General features: G+C 72.6%; 13 protein-coding genes and 1 pseudogene. 5 read left to right on the plus strand and 9 right to left on the minus strand.

Features of this window, described 5'->3' with window-relative positions:
• Window positions 1-37 precede the first annotated feature (37 nt).
• Both ABZ321_RS29000 and ABZ321_RS29005 read left to right on the plus strand, forming a co-directional pair.
• Complete coding sequence (locus ABZ321_RS29000; protein ID WP_354896953.1) at window positions 38-607, plus strand: sigma-70 family RNA polymerase sigma factor; 570 nt, start codon at window positions 38-40, stop codon at window positions 605-607.
• The gene (locus tag ABZ321_RS29005; RefSeq protein ID WP_354896956.1) at window positions 604-1,233 is read left to right on the plus strand and encodes a hypothetical protein; all 630 of its coding nucleotides are present in this window, start codon (window positions 604-606) and stop codon (window positions 1,231-1,233) included. Before ABZ321_RS29000 ends, ABZ321_RS29005 begins: the two co-directional genes overlap by 4 nt.
• Window positions 1,234-1,311: 78 nt before the next feature.
• Here ABZ321_RS29005 and ABZ321_RS29010 read toward each other — a convergent pair whose 3' ends face one another.
• A complete protein-coding gene (locus tag ABZ321_RS29010) occupies window positions 1,312-5,031 on the minus strand; it encodes an FHA domain-containing protein (protein WP_354896958.1) in 3,720 nt (1,239 codons plus the stop codon).
• 49 nt (window positions 5,032-5,080) lie between these two features.
• Window positions 5,081-5,524: a CBS domain-containing protein gene (locus ABZ321_RS29015; RefSeq protein ID WP_344510026.1), complete on the minus strand. Its 444-nt coding sequence runs from the start codon at window positions 5,522-5,524 to the stop codon at window positions 5,081-5,083.
• 186 nt (window positions 5,525-5,710) lie between these two features.
• On the opposite strand from ABZ321_RS29015, the gene ABZ321_RS29020 reads away from it, so the two are divergent.
• Entirely contained in the window at window positions 5,711-6,157 is a 447-nt protein-coding gene (locus ABZ321_RS29020; protein ID WP_354896961.1) for a GNAT family N-acetyltransferase, read from the plus strand.
• Between the two features lie 90 nt (window positions 6,158-6,247).
• Window positions 6,248-6,430 (plus strand): annotated as a pseudogene (locus ABZ321_RS29025) (LuxR C-terminal-related transcriptional regulator); the annotation flags it as partial.
• 93 nt (window positions 6,431-6,523) lie between these two features.
• On the opposite strand, the gene ABZ321_RS29030 reads toward ABZ321_RS29025, so the two are convergent.
• Together ABZ321_RS29030 and ABZ321_RS29035 are read right to left on the minus strand one after the other, a co-directional pair.
• A complete protein-coding gene (locus ABZ321_RS29030; RefSeq protein WP_354897043.1) occupies window positions 6,524-6,967 on the minus strand; it encodes a hypothetical protein in 444 nt (147 codons plus the stop codon).
• Window positions 6,968-7,068: 101 nt separating this feature from the next.
• Window positions 7,069-7,560, minus strand: coding sequence for an NUDIX domain-containing protein (locus tag ABZ321_RS29035; RefSeq protein WP_344510021.1), 492 nt, complete (start codon window positions 7,558-7,560; stop codon window positions 7,069-7,071).
• Window positions 7,561-7,706: 146 nt separating this feature from the next.
• Here ABZ321_RS29035 and ABZ321_RS29040 point away from each other — a divergent pair, with 146 nt between their 5' ends.
• On the plus strand, window positions 7,707-8,078 hold the full coding sequence (locus ABZ321_RS29040; RefSeq protein ID WP_344510020.1) for a hypothetical protein: 372 nt from the start codon (window positions 7,707-7,709) through the stop codon (window positions 8,076-8,078).
• Window positions 8,079-8,159: 81 nt separating this feature from the next.
• Here ABZ321_RS29040 and ABZ321_RS29045 read toward each other — a convergent pair whose 3' ends face one another.
• The 5 genes from ABZ321_RS29045 to ABZ321_RS29065 all read right to left on the minus strand — a co-directional run bounded on the left by ABZ321_RS29045 (window position 8,160) and on the right by ABZ321_RS29065 (window position 12,826).
• Window positions 8,160-9,110 (minus strand): hypothetical protein, encoded by a 951-nt coding sequence (locus tag ABZ321_RS29045; protein ID WP_354896965.1) that lies wholly within the window; start codon window positions 9,108-9,110, stop codon window positions 8,160-8,162.
• A gap of 37 nt (window positions 9,111-9,147) precedes the next feature.
• Window positions 9,148-9,513: a DUF4288 domain-containing protein gene (locus ABZ321_RS29050; RefSeq protein WP_354896967.1), complete on the minus strand. Its 366-nt coding sequence runs from the start codon at window positions 9,511-9,513 to the stop codon at window positions 9,148-9,150.
• A gap of 42 nt (window positions 9,514-9,555) precedes the next feature.
• Complete coding sequence (locus ABZ321_RS29055) at window positions 9,556-10,959, minus strand: hypothetical protein (protein ID WP_354896969.1); 1,404 nt, start codon at window positions 10,957-10,959, stop codon at window positions 9,556-9,558.
• A 67-nt stretch (window positions 10,960-11,026) separates the two neighbouring features.
• Window positions 11,027-11,692, minus strand: a complete 666-nt coding sequence (locus ABZ321_RS29060; protein WP_354896972.1) for a response regulator transcription factor — start codon at window positions 11,690-11,692, stop codon at window positions 11,027-11,029.
• A 24-nt stretch (window positions 11,693-11,716) separates the two neighbouring features.
• Window positions 11,717-12,826: a histidine kinase gene (locus tag ABZ321_RS29065; RefSeq protein ID WP_354896975.1), complete on the minus strand. Its 1,110-nt coding sequence runs from the start codon at window positions 12,824-12,826 to the stop codon at window positions 11,717-11,719.
• Window positions 12,827-12,907 lie beyond the last annotated feature (81 nt).

Here is a 12,907-nt window from a genome sequence, read left to right on the forward strand (position 1 = left end):
CCGGTAACCAGAGGCCTCCAGGCGGACATTCCCAGATATGGAACCAGACGACGCGGCCGCTCGAAGGCGCTTCGAGGAACTGTTCGAGGCCCACTACGCGGAGTTGACGCGTTTCGCTACACGTCGGGTAGGCGCCGACGCGGCAGGCGACATCGTCGCCGGCACGTTCCTCATCGCCTGGCGCCGGCTCGGCGAGCTGCCGCCCGACCACGCCCGAGCCTGGCTCTACTCCACCGCCCGACAGGTCATCGCCAACGAGCTGCGGGGGCGGACGCGCCTGCAACGGCTGACCGACAAGGCGGCTGCCGGTGGCGACGTCCACGCGGCGGACCACTCGACCCGGGTCGACGAGCAGATGCGCGTCCGTGCGGTGCTCGCTGAACTGTCCCCGGCCGACCAGGAGGTCCTACGGCTCATCGAATGGGAAGGGCTGGACGTGGCCGAAGCGGCACTCGTCCTGCGATGTACGCGCACAGCGCTCAAGGTGCGGCTGCACCGGGCGCGGCGACGGTTCGCCCAGCGGTTGTTGGCGACGGACGAGCAGGACACCTCGACGGCCCGGCGCACCCGGCCATCCATCGTTCCCCAAGGGAGTACCAGTCCATGAACGACACTCTGGGCCGCCTGCGCGCGGCCGACCCTGCGCTCACCATGCTCGAACCCGATCCGCGCGACTCGCAGGCTCAGGCCCTGCTCGAGCGGGTCCTCGCCGTGCCACAAGTGTCACCCGGGCGGCGCGGACGTCGCCGGCTCGTCGCCGCGGTGGCCGGTGCGACGGTGGCTGCCGCCGCCACCGCGTTCGTCATCGCCGAACCCGCTGCGGCATACACAGTGGACAAACACGCCGACGGGTCGATCGCCGTCTCGTTCCGTGCCGACCGCCTGAAGGACACGGACAAGCTCAACGCCGAACTGGCGCGGGCCGGTGCGCGCACCGTCGTCATGCGCATGGTCCCGGCCGATCAGTGCACGACACCGCTCGACATGGATCCGATGTTCCCGTTCCTCACCACTGCGACTCCTGAGCAACTGAACCGCTATCCGGTCTCCTACCAGTTCCAGGACACAGGCGTGGTCATCACCATCCGGCCTGACAAGATCCCGGCCGCCGACGCCCTGGCCTTCGGCTACGCCATCCGCAACGACCGCGACGGCCGCACCACAATCGCGGTCCCCGCGGTCGTCCGCACCTTGCCATCCTGCATGGCCATCCCGAACCGCCCCCGGCGGTGACACGAGCGGCGTCGGGTACCGACGTGGTACCCGACGCCGCTGCTCACGTGACAGATGACGAAGCGTGCCCCGATGCGGTCACAGAGCTTCCGGGGCGACGGTGAGGGGTGGGCCGCCGTGGCCGGGTAGGCCGCGGTCGGGTGGGATCGTCTCCTCGACCGGCGCGGCGGCGGTGATGCCGTGGCCGCGGGTCTGGCCGGCCAGGCGCCGGTAGTAGGCCGCGATCACGTCCAGCGGCGCGCGGGCGGCCCCCAGCAGATCGGCCGCGGCGTGCTCGACGACGTCGGCCTCGTGCGTCTCGAAGGCCCGCACGCCGGTGAGCAGGGCGGTCTTCACGTCGCGCAGCAGCTGGACGTCGGCGTGGGCGTAGGTGTAGCACAGGGCCGTGACCCGCCGGTGGTCCTCGCCGGTCAGCAGCAGCTCGCGTACCGCGGGGCCGCTGTGACGGACCAGCGCGGCGTGGGTGGTGCCGGACAGGGCGGCCAGGGCGTCGTCGTACGCGCCGACGTCCTGGGCCGGGTCGCAGAAGCCGACCGTCTGCCGCCACAGGGTCCGCAGGTCCTCCTGCAGCAGCCCGTCGAGGTAGCTGACGAGGAACCGCCGGTGCGCCTCGAGCACGTACTGGGCCTTGAACGGGGTCAGTTCGGCCGGGTCCTCGCCGGCCGTCGCGGTCGCGGTGGTGAAGCCGTAGTCGGCGCTGAGCGCGTTCTCCATGCCGACGACGAGGTACACGAGACGCACCCAGGACCGGAAGAGCTCCTCCAGGGGCAGCGAGCGCAGCCCTTCCTCGGTCAGCACGACACCCCAGCGGGAGCCGAAGCGCAGCCGGCGCAGGTGGCCGATGTGGTACATCGCGAGCTGCGCGTCGATCTCGGCGTGGGTGTGGTGCAGCACCTTGCGGTAGGCGGCGGTGGCGTCGAGGCCGGCGTGGTTGCGGATGATGTGCGCTCCGCCGACGTGCAGGTGCAGGAACTCGCCGACGTCGAACACGGCGCCGCCGATCGCCATCCAGTAGCCGGCCTCCGGGGTGTTGCGCCGGGCGAGGTCCGACACGTCGAAGCGGGGGCCCTGCTGGGCGTGGCCGAGGTACGTGGTGAAGACGTCCTCCCCGAGCCGCCCTTCGGCGACGAGGCGGCGCAGGAACTCCCGCCCGTCGCCGGGCATGATGCCGGTCAGCGCCCGCACGACGGCGTCCGCGAAGTCCGCGCTGCCGCAGATGTAGACGTGCGCTCCGCCGCCGCCCTCGTCCACCGGGCGCAGGAGGTCCTGGAGTGCTTCGGCGTCGGCCCGCACGGCGTCGTCGACCCGGTGCCGCTCACCGTCCCCGGCGACGTGGCGCTGTCCGTCGAAGGTGACGGCGGCGTCGGCGCGGGAGAACGCGACGTGCAGCCGCAGCCGGCCGGCCGCGGCCGCCGCGTCGAGCCCGTCGTGTTCGACGAACTCCGAAGGGGTCCGCAGGCCCCAGTAGAGCCGGTCGGGCACGGCGCCGGTGCGGGCGGCGACGAACGCGAGGAACGGGGCGATGCCGGAGCCGGCCGCGAACATGAGCACCGGCCGTGCCGGGTCTGCCGGCAGCCGGAACCGGGGCGTAGGCACGATGCGCAGCGACACCTTCGCCCGGCCTTCCAGGCTCGCCCGGCGCAGGAAGTGGGAGGCGGCGCCGCGCCGGTTCCGCGGGTACGACCACGGGGTGCGGGCCGAGGCGTACTCCAGTCCGCCGACGACCAGGTGCAGTGCGGTGACGGGGCCGCCGGGCGGCGGAGCGGAGGCGATGGAGTACAGCCGCAACGGCTCCGGCGGGATCACCGCGCAGAACGCGTCGGGCTCGCCCGGGTCCGCCTTCCAGAGCCGGGTGACGTCCCAGCCGCCGGCGTGCAGCAGGTTGAGCACGTCCCAGAGCTCCCACTGGTCCTCCATGCGGGCGTCCACGATCCGCCCCCAGGAGCCGACGGCGCTCAGCCGGGCGAGTCGCTTGGCCACGCCGCGGCCGATCGGGCGCAGCTGGGCGAAGCGCAGCAGCGTGCGCAGCGGCAGCACGTCGACGTCGATGTCGTAGCCGGCCCGGGCGGACACCGCCGCCTGCCAGGCCGGGGTCAGCCGGACCAGCTCGTCGCCGCCGGCCTGCAGCGCGGCGACCGTGCGGGTCACGAGGTCGTCGTCGTGCTCGGCGAGGATGCCGACGCGGTCGCCGGGCTGGTGCTGCACGCCCTGGCCGGTCACGTCGAGCTCCAGGTAGCAGGTCCACGCGCCGTGCTCGGCGGTGACGACCCGGCCGCGGCGGGCGGTGCCGAACACCACCGGCGGCCCGACCGGCGGGCGCCGCTCGTCGCGGACCACGGCCAGCTCGGCGTCGACCCGGTCCCAGGTGCGGTCCTTGAACAGGCCCGTGAACCGGGCCCCGGTCGTGACCTGACGGCCGACCTTGAACGCCACCTCGAGGAAGCCGTAGGCCTTGATGCGGTGCAGCCCCATCCAGCCCCGGTCGCCGGCGTACGCGTCGAGGACCGCGTTGTAGACGCCGCGCAGCGCCTGGTTGCGGGTCTGCTCGACGTACTGCCGCACGGACACCTCACGCAGCGCCGCCACCAGCTCGCGCCAGTGCCGCGGGAAGAACCCGGCCAGGTAGACGCTCTGCTGGCCGACCAGCGAGCCGTAGGCGCGCCGCTCCAGGAACGCGTCGATGGCGTGGAAGTGCGGCTGCGCGGTGCCGCTGGGGCTCGGGGCGCCGTCGAAGATCGGCACGCCCGCGGTGCCGACCGTCTTGGCCCACAGCACCTGGTCGAGCGGGTGCCGCCCGCGCGGGTTCGGGTCGATCTGCGGATAGACGGCCTCGGTGACGTGGCGCAGCCCGCCGAGCATGCCCAGCAGCGCGCGCTCCAGGCGGGCCGGGTCGTCGGCGACCACGGCCTCCTGCGCGTCGAGCATCGCCCCCAGCACCGGGGTCAGACCCATCGCGAACTCGGTGGTGACCAGGTAGAAGACCCGCTCGGCGGCGTTGTCCCAGGTCGGGACGAGCAGGTCGAGGTTGTCCAGGGCCCGCGGGCCCGACGGGTCCTTCAGCCGCCAGTTGTAGAAGAAGAGGTCGATGTACGACACGGCCGGCATCGCCTTGCCCAGCCGCCGCGACACCGTCGTCCACGGCCGCAGCAACGACTCCGGCAGGGCCTTGGGTGGGTCGACCGCCATGTACTGGTATGCGTGCGCGAACACCCCGAGCATTGTCGAGGCCCGCAGCAGGTACCTGTCCGGCAGCGCCTCGGGGCGCGCGTCGAGCACCGGCAGCGCGTCGAACGCCCGGCGCAGCGCCAGCCGGCGGAACAGCTCCGGCAGCCGGTCCGTCATGTCGTCCCAGGCCCGGTGCGACTCGGGGAAAGCGGTGAGCGGCGGCTCGACCGGCAGGAAACCGTGCGCGAGGGACAGGAACCCGTCCAGCTCGTGCCCCACCCGCCGGTTGTGCGCCTCGGCGTTGTCGACGACCGCTCTGGCGGGGACCGTGGGCGGGCCGACCAGCCGGAGCGACGTCCGCTCGCCCGGGTCGATGAACGCCGTCGCCTCAGGATCGATGAAGAGCCAGTGGATCTGGAACCGCCCGATGCGCAGCACCTCACCGGCGGCCAACGCCCGTCGGGTCACCCGCTCCTCACCGGCGAACGTCCCGTTGGTGCTGCCCAGGTCGGTCACCTGCAGCGTGTCGCCGGCCGCCTCCAGCCTGGCGTGGCGCCGCGACACGTCCCGGTCGTCGAGCACCACGGAGGCCACCTTGCCGTCGCGGCCGAGCGTGGCCGGCAGCGCGCACACCCGTTCGGCGCGTTCCCCGGTGTGCCGGTCGACGAGGACCAGCCGGACGTCAGGAATGGTAGATCACCGCACGGCAGAGGTCGGCCCGCGACAGCGTGCCGACGAGTTTCCCGCCGTCCACGACGGGCAGGCGGCGGATCCCGCGGTCGACCATGACCACGGCCGCCCGGGCCAGCTCGTCGCCGGGCCGTACGGTGGCGGTGTCGCGCGCGACGAGCGGGTCGACGATCCGCTCGGCCAGCGCCCGCCCCTTCTCCAGGAACAGCCGGAACGCGTCGTCGAGGCTGCCCCCTCCCCCGGCGACCTCGTCGAAGCTCGGCAGCATGGCGCGGACGAGCTCCTCCTCACCGACCGACCCGACGAACCGGTCGTCGTGGTCGAGCACCATGAGCTGGCCGACCTCCGACACGCTGACCAGCTCCGCCGCCCGCCGGATGGTGGCCCCGAGCCGGATGTACGCCGGAAACGCTGACATCACGTCGCTGACCAGCACGCCGCCTCCCGCGTGATCTGTCTCCTGCCAGTGAATGTAGCCCCGCTCCCCGCCCTCCGATGATTGGACGAACGGCTTTCAATGCCCGCCGCTGAGGCGGGTTGAGTTACGTGGTGGCGCACGCATCAGCCGCGCAGCGACGGCGGTCTTCCGCGGGGCGGGACGGCGAGGAGGCATGATGGATCGATGGCGACGATCAGGCGGCTCCGGGACGTCGACGCGCCCGCTGTAGCGGGGATCATCGAGCGCTGCCTCCGTGAGGTCAACAGTCGCGACTATCCGATCGAGATCATCGAGCGGATGTGCGGGCACTTCACCGAGCACCGCGTCAGGGAGCTCGCCACGCAGCGGGAGATGTACGTCGCTGAGGCGGACGGGATCGTCGGGACGGTCTCCCGCGACGGCAACAAGGTCTACACCATGTTCGTGCACCCGAGCGTCGCCGGTCGTGGCATAGGACGGCAGCTCATGCGCCACATCGAGGCGCTGGCCGCGGCCGACGGCCACGACCACATGGAGACCGGCGCGAGCATCTCAGCGCACGACTTCTACCGCCGGCTCGGCTACGTCGACGTCCGCTCCACCGACACGGACTTCGGGCTCAACTTCATCCTGCGCCGTAGCCTGCCCTGACCCGTGCCGACGAACCGGTCGGCGTTCCCGCGTTCGGCGGTACGGCGGCGGTGCGGCCCGACGCTGATGATCAAGGCGATCCGGGCGGCGATGGCCGGCGACACCCTGATCAGCCCCCAGGTGACGGTACGGCTGCTGCGGCACCTGATCACCGAGGCGCCCGCCGCGCCTGACCGGCCCGCCGCCGACGTGCTCACGGGACGGGAACGCGACGTCGCGAGACTCGTCGCGACCGGCCGCTCCAACGCCGAGATCGCCGGCGAACCGCACATCTCCAGCCGAACGGGCCGTCCCAACCTTCGCCGACGCGCTCGCGTCGCTTCACGCGTCAAGCACGCCGCGATCCCGCCCACGCCCAACTTCCGGTCAGGCGCAGACCTTGTCCAGGGCGGTCTTCGCGGCGTCGGCGGCGTCGACCACCCCGGTCTTGGGCGTGCCGCGCGCGGCGGAGAACTGCTCCAGGGCGGCGACGAGCCGGGTCAGGGCCTCCTTGAGGCCAGGGTCGGAAACGATGGCGGTCTGCGGGCGCAGCTGCTTCGCCCACTCCTTCGCCAAGCCGTCCTGCTCCGCGGCCGCCGCCGCGGCGGCGGCGTTGTCGCCCCGCTTGATGGCGGCGAGGGCCTTGCCGTCGGCCTCGATGAAGGCCGGCACGTACAGCTCGGTGGTGTCCTTGAGGCCGCGGCACTCCGGGCCCGGGGAGCCGCCGGTCCGGGCGGCGGCGCTGGACGCGGGGGTGCCTGGGTCACCGCTGCAGGCCACACCCGACAACAGGACCACTGCCGCGACCATGATGGCCATGAGGAACCGCATGCCGGTCACTGTAACGGCCGGGGCCGCTCCAGGTCGGGCGGGTCGTGCCCGTGTCGAAAGTACCGCTGAACCGATTGGTATGGCAGCGGCATGTAGTTGGATCAGCCGGATACGATGATCGGCTCGTCCGGTGGTCCGTCGCTGAGCAGGTGCGCAAACAGCTGAGGGAGCCCGGCGGGCCGCAATGGGTCGTTCGTCGCGGCCAACTCTGAGACGGTCCACCACCGGTGGCCGGTGATGGTAGCCCTCTCGAAGTCCTCGAAGCCGGATGTGTCGATCTCGAAGGCTGTGACGCGGGCGAGGAAGTAGCGCTGCTCGATTTCGTAGGTGACGCCGTTTCGGACCGTGGTCCACGGTCGTCCGCGCCACACCTCCCGGCCCAGCGTTACGTCGGTGAGACCGGTCTCCTCGCGAATCTCCCGCAGTGCCGCCTGCTCATGGCTCTCACCGGGGTGCACGCCGCCGCCGGCCGTGAACCAGCGAAGGGTTCCGTCGGCACGCTCACCTGCCGAGAACAGCAGCAACTGGTCGGCGTTGTCGATGAGCAGTACCCGCACGCTCGGGCGCAAGATGGGGGCGGGATCGAGCGGCACCTGCGCGAGTGTAGTTATCGGTGGGGTTAGTGGCCGGCGAGGTTGCCGATGCTGCGTTCGGCCATCGATATCGGGCTCGGTCTGGTGGCTGGCCTCGTGGGTGGTGGACGCGGAGTGCTTCAGCCGTCCTGAAGTACCGTTGTGTGATGGATCGGAGGTTCCCGCCCCATCCGGTCCGTGGTGTCCGGGTGCGGCACTCCCCTCAGACCGGCGGCACCTGCGTGTTCGCCGACGTCACCGTGGATTTCGAGCCGGGCCCGCCCGGGTTCGCGTTCACCGTCGCCGAGGATGTCCGCTACCCGGGCTACAACAACCCGGAAGCGCTGTCCGGGTACCGCGCAGCGCTGGCCGAGGGTCTGTCCGACGCCTTGGCAGACCGGGTGACCGGAGCCGAGGTGGCGGTGACCGTCGTGCTACGAATCCTGGTGGCGCACAAGGTCGACTCCAGCGAAAGGTCATTCCGAACAGCCGGCCATCTCGCCGTCCAAATGGCCTTCAGTCACATCGAGAGTCAGTAGTCGCTGTCCGATGGAGCCCATGGCGGGGCGCACCGCCAGCCGACCATCGCGGGTCGAGTAGCGGTCGCCTACCGCGTGAGCCTACGACGGAAGGCCCACATCCTCCGACGCCAACAACCGCGGCTCCTCGTAATATCGCTCGGCCTCAGGACGCTTCGTGAGATCGAGGACCGGTCGGAGCGCCCTGAAGACGCGGCCTGCCTGATCCGGTCCGTAGTCAGCTATCCGGTCGGTGGCGAGCAACCAGAACCCGCCGTCGGGCAGCGCCTGGACCTCGGTGAAGGCCCCGCTGTCACGCAGCGCCTCGATGCCACCCAGACGTTCACCGAGGTGCTGGGCGATCACCGTAAGCCATGAGTACCCGCGGGCGAAGCGCTCCGAGGACAGCAGCCCTGCTTCGCCGTCCTGGTTGAGCGCGACCTCGCGGGCCGACTGCCGCAGTCTGGCCGCATAGGAGATCTCGCCGTACGTCGGGTTGCCGCTCTGTGCCGCCGCCCGGATCACCGGCAGAAGGGTCTCGGCCCGGTCTGCTGGGATTCTCAACGTCAGCCTGTACCACAATGCGCCGTCTCCGCCGGTACGGACCGCAGCGGAGACGAACACACCGGGGGAACCTGGCGCGCCGAAGTGTGCCCGGCGGCGCAGCTTGAAGATGCTCAGCTCCGCAGTGCCGGTGGCGACGCCGACATTGTCGAGGCAGTCGGCCCAGCCCGCCAAGGTGAACGGCTGCACGCCGACGGTTTCCTCATGCCCTTCCGGGATGAAGCCGTACTCCGCCCAGGTCTCGCCCGGCTCGCCGACGTACCGCTCCGGCGGGCCGGTGACGTCGCTCGGCGGGGAACCGCCCCAGCCGGTGGCGTCGCCCGGCTGGACCGGCCGGGCGATCAGCCGTTGCCACAACGAGCCCGCCGGGCCTGCGAGGGTGGTCTCGAACCATCCTCGCAGGGTCCCGACGAACCGTTCGTCACCCAGCGGCGCCCGCCCGCACAACAGCGCCTTCACTACCGTCGGCGGCTTGCGCTGGCTGACCATTGATGGGGTCCTTTCGGCTCAGACCGGAATCGGTTGCCTACAGGGCGGTGTGCGGCGTCGAACGTTCGGGCGTGAAGGTGTGGTCCCATGCGTAGGGAGATGCGTCTCGCTCTTCGCCGGGCCACCAGAACACCTCGGCGCCGTCGAGGTCGTCGCCGATCATGTTGACCGACTCGACCTCGACCAGCACGACACGGACGCGGACACCGTGCGCGTTGACGTAGGCCTGTTCCGCGGCGCGCCCGAGCTCCAGCGCTCGGACAAGCGCGCCCGCGTGATCAGTGGCCTTGAACGTGTAGACCGACACGCTCGGCAGGTAGTAGCCGGCGTCTTCCGTGTACAGGGCGAACCGCGCCGTCGCGCTGAACCACACCAGCAGCGAGCCGGCACCGCGTTCGTCCATGCCGGCGATCATCCACACCGGCGGCAATGAACACCAGCCGTTTCACGCACACCGCCGCTTCGCGGCCGCGACGCCGGCGATGACGGTGAGCGCCGTGACCACGGTGAGGTACACGCGGTCCGGCAGGGTGTCCGCGTGGCCGAGCAGGCCGAAGACGGTGTGCCCGGCGAGTGCCCCGGTGGACGCCGCCACGGTGTGGTGGGAGGTCCAGCCGCCGGCCGCGGACCAGCGGCGCAGCGCGACGAACATGGCGGCGGCCACGGCGGCCGTGCCGGCCATCGGCAGCAGCGCCCAGGCGCCGTGGGTGAACAGCGGCTGCCGTGCTCCCGCGAACGGCCAGATCGCGCCGAGGAAGACCAGCGCCGCCACCGCCGTGAGGGCGCCCAGGACGGCGGGCCGCGGTGGCGTGGCGGGGCGCGCCGGGCGGACCCGCACCCGCAGGGCGAGCAACGTCAGGACGGCGATCGCGGCGGCGACGCCCACGACTGCGGGCAGCGGCATGGTGTACCCCGGATCCTCGCTCGGCGGCACCGCGACCCGCAGCAGCGCGGCGCCGAGGAGGGTGACGACCCCGGCCGCGATGACGCCGCCGCGGCGCAGGTAGGGCGCCGTGCCGTGGCGGGCGAAGCACAGCTCGGTGAGCGCGACCGGGACCACGATGCTGAAGACCGCGTGGTAGACGAGGTTCAGCTCCGCGTACGCGGTGTTGACGCCGAACAGCCGCGGCGCCCAGTCGGCGGCGTGGTACAGGTGCGGGCTGGTCAGGCTCTGCAGGGCCAGGCCCTCCTCCAACAGGCCGTACGCGACGCCCATGAGCAGCAGGTGCGGGTAGCCGCCGCCCGTACGGCGGACCACCTCGCGCACGAACAGGGCGCCGGCGCTGTAGACGGGGGCGAAGACCAGCCAGGCCCAGGCCAGCCGCAGCGGCACCGTGCCCAGCGTGACCTCGGCGGCGACCGGTGCGAGGACGGCCAGCAGCAGCGCGGCGCGGCGGTTGCGGGGGCGCGGGTCGGGCACCGGCGGGAAAGCGGCGCGGACCACCGGCCGGTTGACGGCGGCGATGAGGGCGGCGAGGACGGCGAGCTGGACACCCTGCACGACGCGCAGCCACGCCGGGTACTCGGCCGACACGAGCAGCCAGCCGACTGCGACGAAACCCAGGACCGACACGATGCGGACCCGGCGGTAGGCGCGGCGCGCGCCGGCCAGCAGCTGACGGGCCACCCACACGTACAGTCCGGCGACGACGAGGATCGGGATCGGCCGCGTCCACAGGGTGCGGGCGAGCTCGGCCGGGTCCGCGTGCGGGTGCCGGCTCTCCTGGTACGCCAGGACGTCGCCGCGGAAGAGCAGGGTCAGCGCCGCGAAGGCCAGACCGAGCGCGAGACCGGCGACGAGCAGGCCGACGACGACACGAACGGCCCGGCGTTGCTGCGGTGTCATCATGGCACCGACGCTAGGAACGCGGCGGCGGGCGCACCTCCATCCGGCGACTGGTCCCGCGCCTACGACTTCAGGCGGAGGGCCGGGGCCGGACCAGTCCGAGGTCGTAGGCGAGCACGACGGCCTGGACCCGGTCGCGGACGCCGAGCTTGCGCAGGATCGACGACACGTGGGTCTTGACCGTCGCCTCGGTCACGACCAGCCGCTCGGCGATCTCGGCGTTGGTGGCGCCGCGGGCCAGCAGCATCAGCACCTCCCGCTCCCGGTCGGTGAGCTGCTCCAACGCCCCGTGCGCGGCGGGTGGCGTCACGTCGGTGGCCGCGAACCGGTCCAGCAGCCGCCTGGTCGCGCTCGGCGCCAGCAGGGCGTCGCCGCGGGCCACGACCCGGATCGCCTCGACCAGGTCGGCCGGGCGGACGTCCTTGAGCAGGAACCCGCTGGCGCCGGCCCGCAGCGCCGCGTACAGCGCCTCGTCCAGGTCGTACGTGGTGAGGATGATGACCCGTGGGGCGCCGGGCCGGCCGGTCAGCCGCTCGGTGGCCGCGACGCCGTCGAGGCCCGGCATCCGCACGTCCATGAGGACCACGTCGGGCCGGGTCTGCTCGACCAGCCGGATCGCGTGCTCGCCGTCGGAGGCCTCGCCGACCACCTCGAGGTCGTCGCGGGCCTCGAGGATCATCCGGAAGCCGGAGCGCACGAGCGCCTGGTCATCGGCGATCAGCACCCTGATGGTCATGTCGTCACCTCCGCTGCGCCGTGCTCATCGGTTCTGCTCCTTCGTGGGCAGCCGCGCTGCCACCTCGAACCCGCCGCCGGGCGCCGGCCCGGCCCGCAGCGTGCCGCCGAGCAGCGCGGCGCGCTCCCGCATGCCGGGGATGCCCTGCCCGGTGCCGGCACCGGAGCCGCCGCGGCCGTCGTCGCGGACCTCGACGGACACCTCGGAAGGTCCGCTGCGGATCACCACCTCGGCCTTGCCCGCGCCGGCGTGCCGGAGCGCGTTGGTGAGCGCCTCCTGGATGATCCGGTACGCCGACAGCTGCACGGCCAGCGGCACGTCCACGGCGTCGGTGTCCTCCCTGTGTACCGTCACCGGCAGCCCGGCGGCGCTCACCGTCGCGGCGAGCCGCTCGACGTCGCCGAGGCCCGGCTGCGGCGCCGCCTGCGCCCCGGCGTCGCCATCGTCGTCGGCCCGGACGGAGCGCAGGAACCAGCGCAGCTCGGCGAGGGCCTCCCGGCCGGCCTGTTCGGTGCGCCGCAGCGCCTCGCGGGCCCGCGCCGGGTCGACGTCGAACACGTCGCCGGCCGCGGCCGCCTGCACGACCATGACCGACACGGTGTGGGAGAGCACGTCGTGCAGCTCACGCGCGATCCGGGCCCGTTCCTCGAGCACAGCCTGCCGCCGCTCGGCGAGCCGCCGCGCGCCGCGGGCCCGCACCAGCGCGCCCCAGCTCCAGGCGAGCACGACGCCGCCGAGCCACAGCCCGGCCATCGTCCAGCGCCCGCGCGCGACGGCCGGGCCGCAGGCGGCGAGCACCGCGAGGCCCAGCCCCCAGAGCGTCTCGGTGGCGGGTCGCAGCCACGCGTACGTGCACACCGCGACGAACGCGAGGCCCGGCCCCGCGCCGGGGTACAGCACCTGCAGCCCGGCGGCGGCCGCGAGCACGACGGCGGTCCCGAGCCGGTGCCGGACCCCGAGCCACCAGAACCCGGCGGCCTGGGCGAGTACGAGCAGCACCGTCACGGTCCGCCCGGCGGCCCCGGTCACGACCAGCGGTGCGGGCGTGAGCAGCGGCGCCGACACGACGACGGCGCCCACGGCGGCGGCGACCCGCCAGCGCCGCGAGAAGCGCGCCGTGTAACCGTCCCCCATGCCGCCGTACGTTACCCGCGGCCGCGCCCGCGCGGGCTGGTCCCGCTGTCGGCTCTCATCCTGAAGTCGTAGACGCAAGAC

It is taken from the genome of Dactylosporangium sp. NPDC006015 (assembly GCF_040614215.1).
In the GTDB taxonomy this organism is placed as follows: domain Bacteria; phylum Actinomycetota; class Actinomycetes; order Mycobacteriales; family Micromonosporaceae; genus Dactylosporangium; species Dactylosporangium maewongense.

Excerpts from the sequence above, each read along its gene's own strand:
- ABZ321_RS29000 (WP_354896953.1), top strand. The coding sequence starts at position 38 with ATGGAACCAGACGACGCGGCCGCTCGAAGGCGCTTCGAGGAACTGTTC.
- ABZ321_RS29005 (WP_354896956.1), top strand. The coding sequence starts at position 604 with ATGAACGACACTCTGGGCCGCCTGCGCGCGGCCGACCCTGCGCTCACC.
- ABZ321_RS29020 (WP_354896961.1), top strand. The coding sequence starts at position 5,711 with ATGGCGACGATCAGGCGGCTCCGGGACGTCGACGCGCCCGCTGTAGCG.
- ABZ321_RS29030 (WP_354897043.1), bottom strand. The coding sequence starts at position 6,967 with ATGCGGTTCCTCATGGCCATCATGGTCGCGGCAGTGGTCCTGTTGTCG.
- ABZ321_RS29040 (WP_344510020.1), top strand. The coding sequence starts at position 7,707 with ATGGATCGGAGGTTCCCGCCCCATCCGGTCCGTGGTGTCCGGGTGCGG.
- ABZ321_RS29045 (WP_354896965.1), bottom strand. The coding sequence starts at position 9,110 with ATGGTCAGCCAGCGCAAGCCGCCGACGGTAGTGAAGGCGCTGTTGTGC.
- ABZ321_RS29050 (WP_354896967.1), bottom strand. The coding sequence starts at position 9,513 with ATGGACGAACGCGGTGCCGGCTCGCTGCTGGTGTGGTTCAGCGCGACG.
- ABZ321_RS29055 (WP_354896969.1), bottom strand. The coding sequence starts at position 10,959 with ATGATGACACCGCAGCAACGCCGGGCCGTTCGTGTCGTCGTCGGCCTG.
- ABZ321_RS29060 (WP_354896972.1), bottom strand. The coding sequence starts at position 11,692 with ATGACCATCAGGGTGCTGATCGCCGATGACCAGGCGCTCGTGCGCTCC.
- ABZ321_RS29065 (WP_354896975.1), bottom strand. The coding sequence starts at position 12,826 with ATGGGGGACGGTTACACGGCGCGCTTCTCGCGGCGCTGGCGGGTCGCC.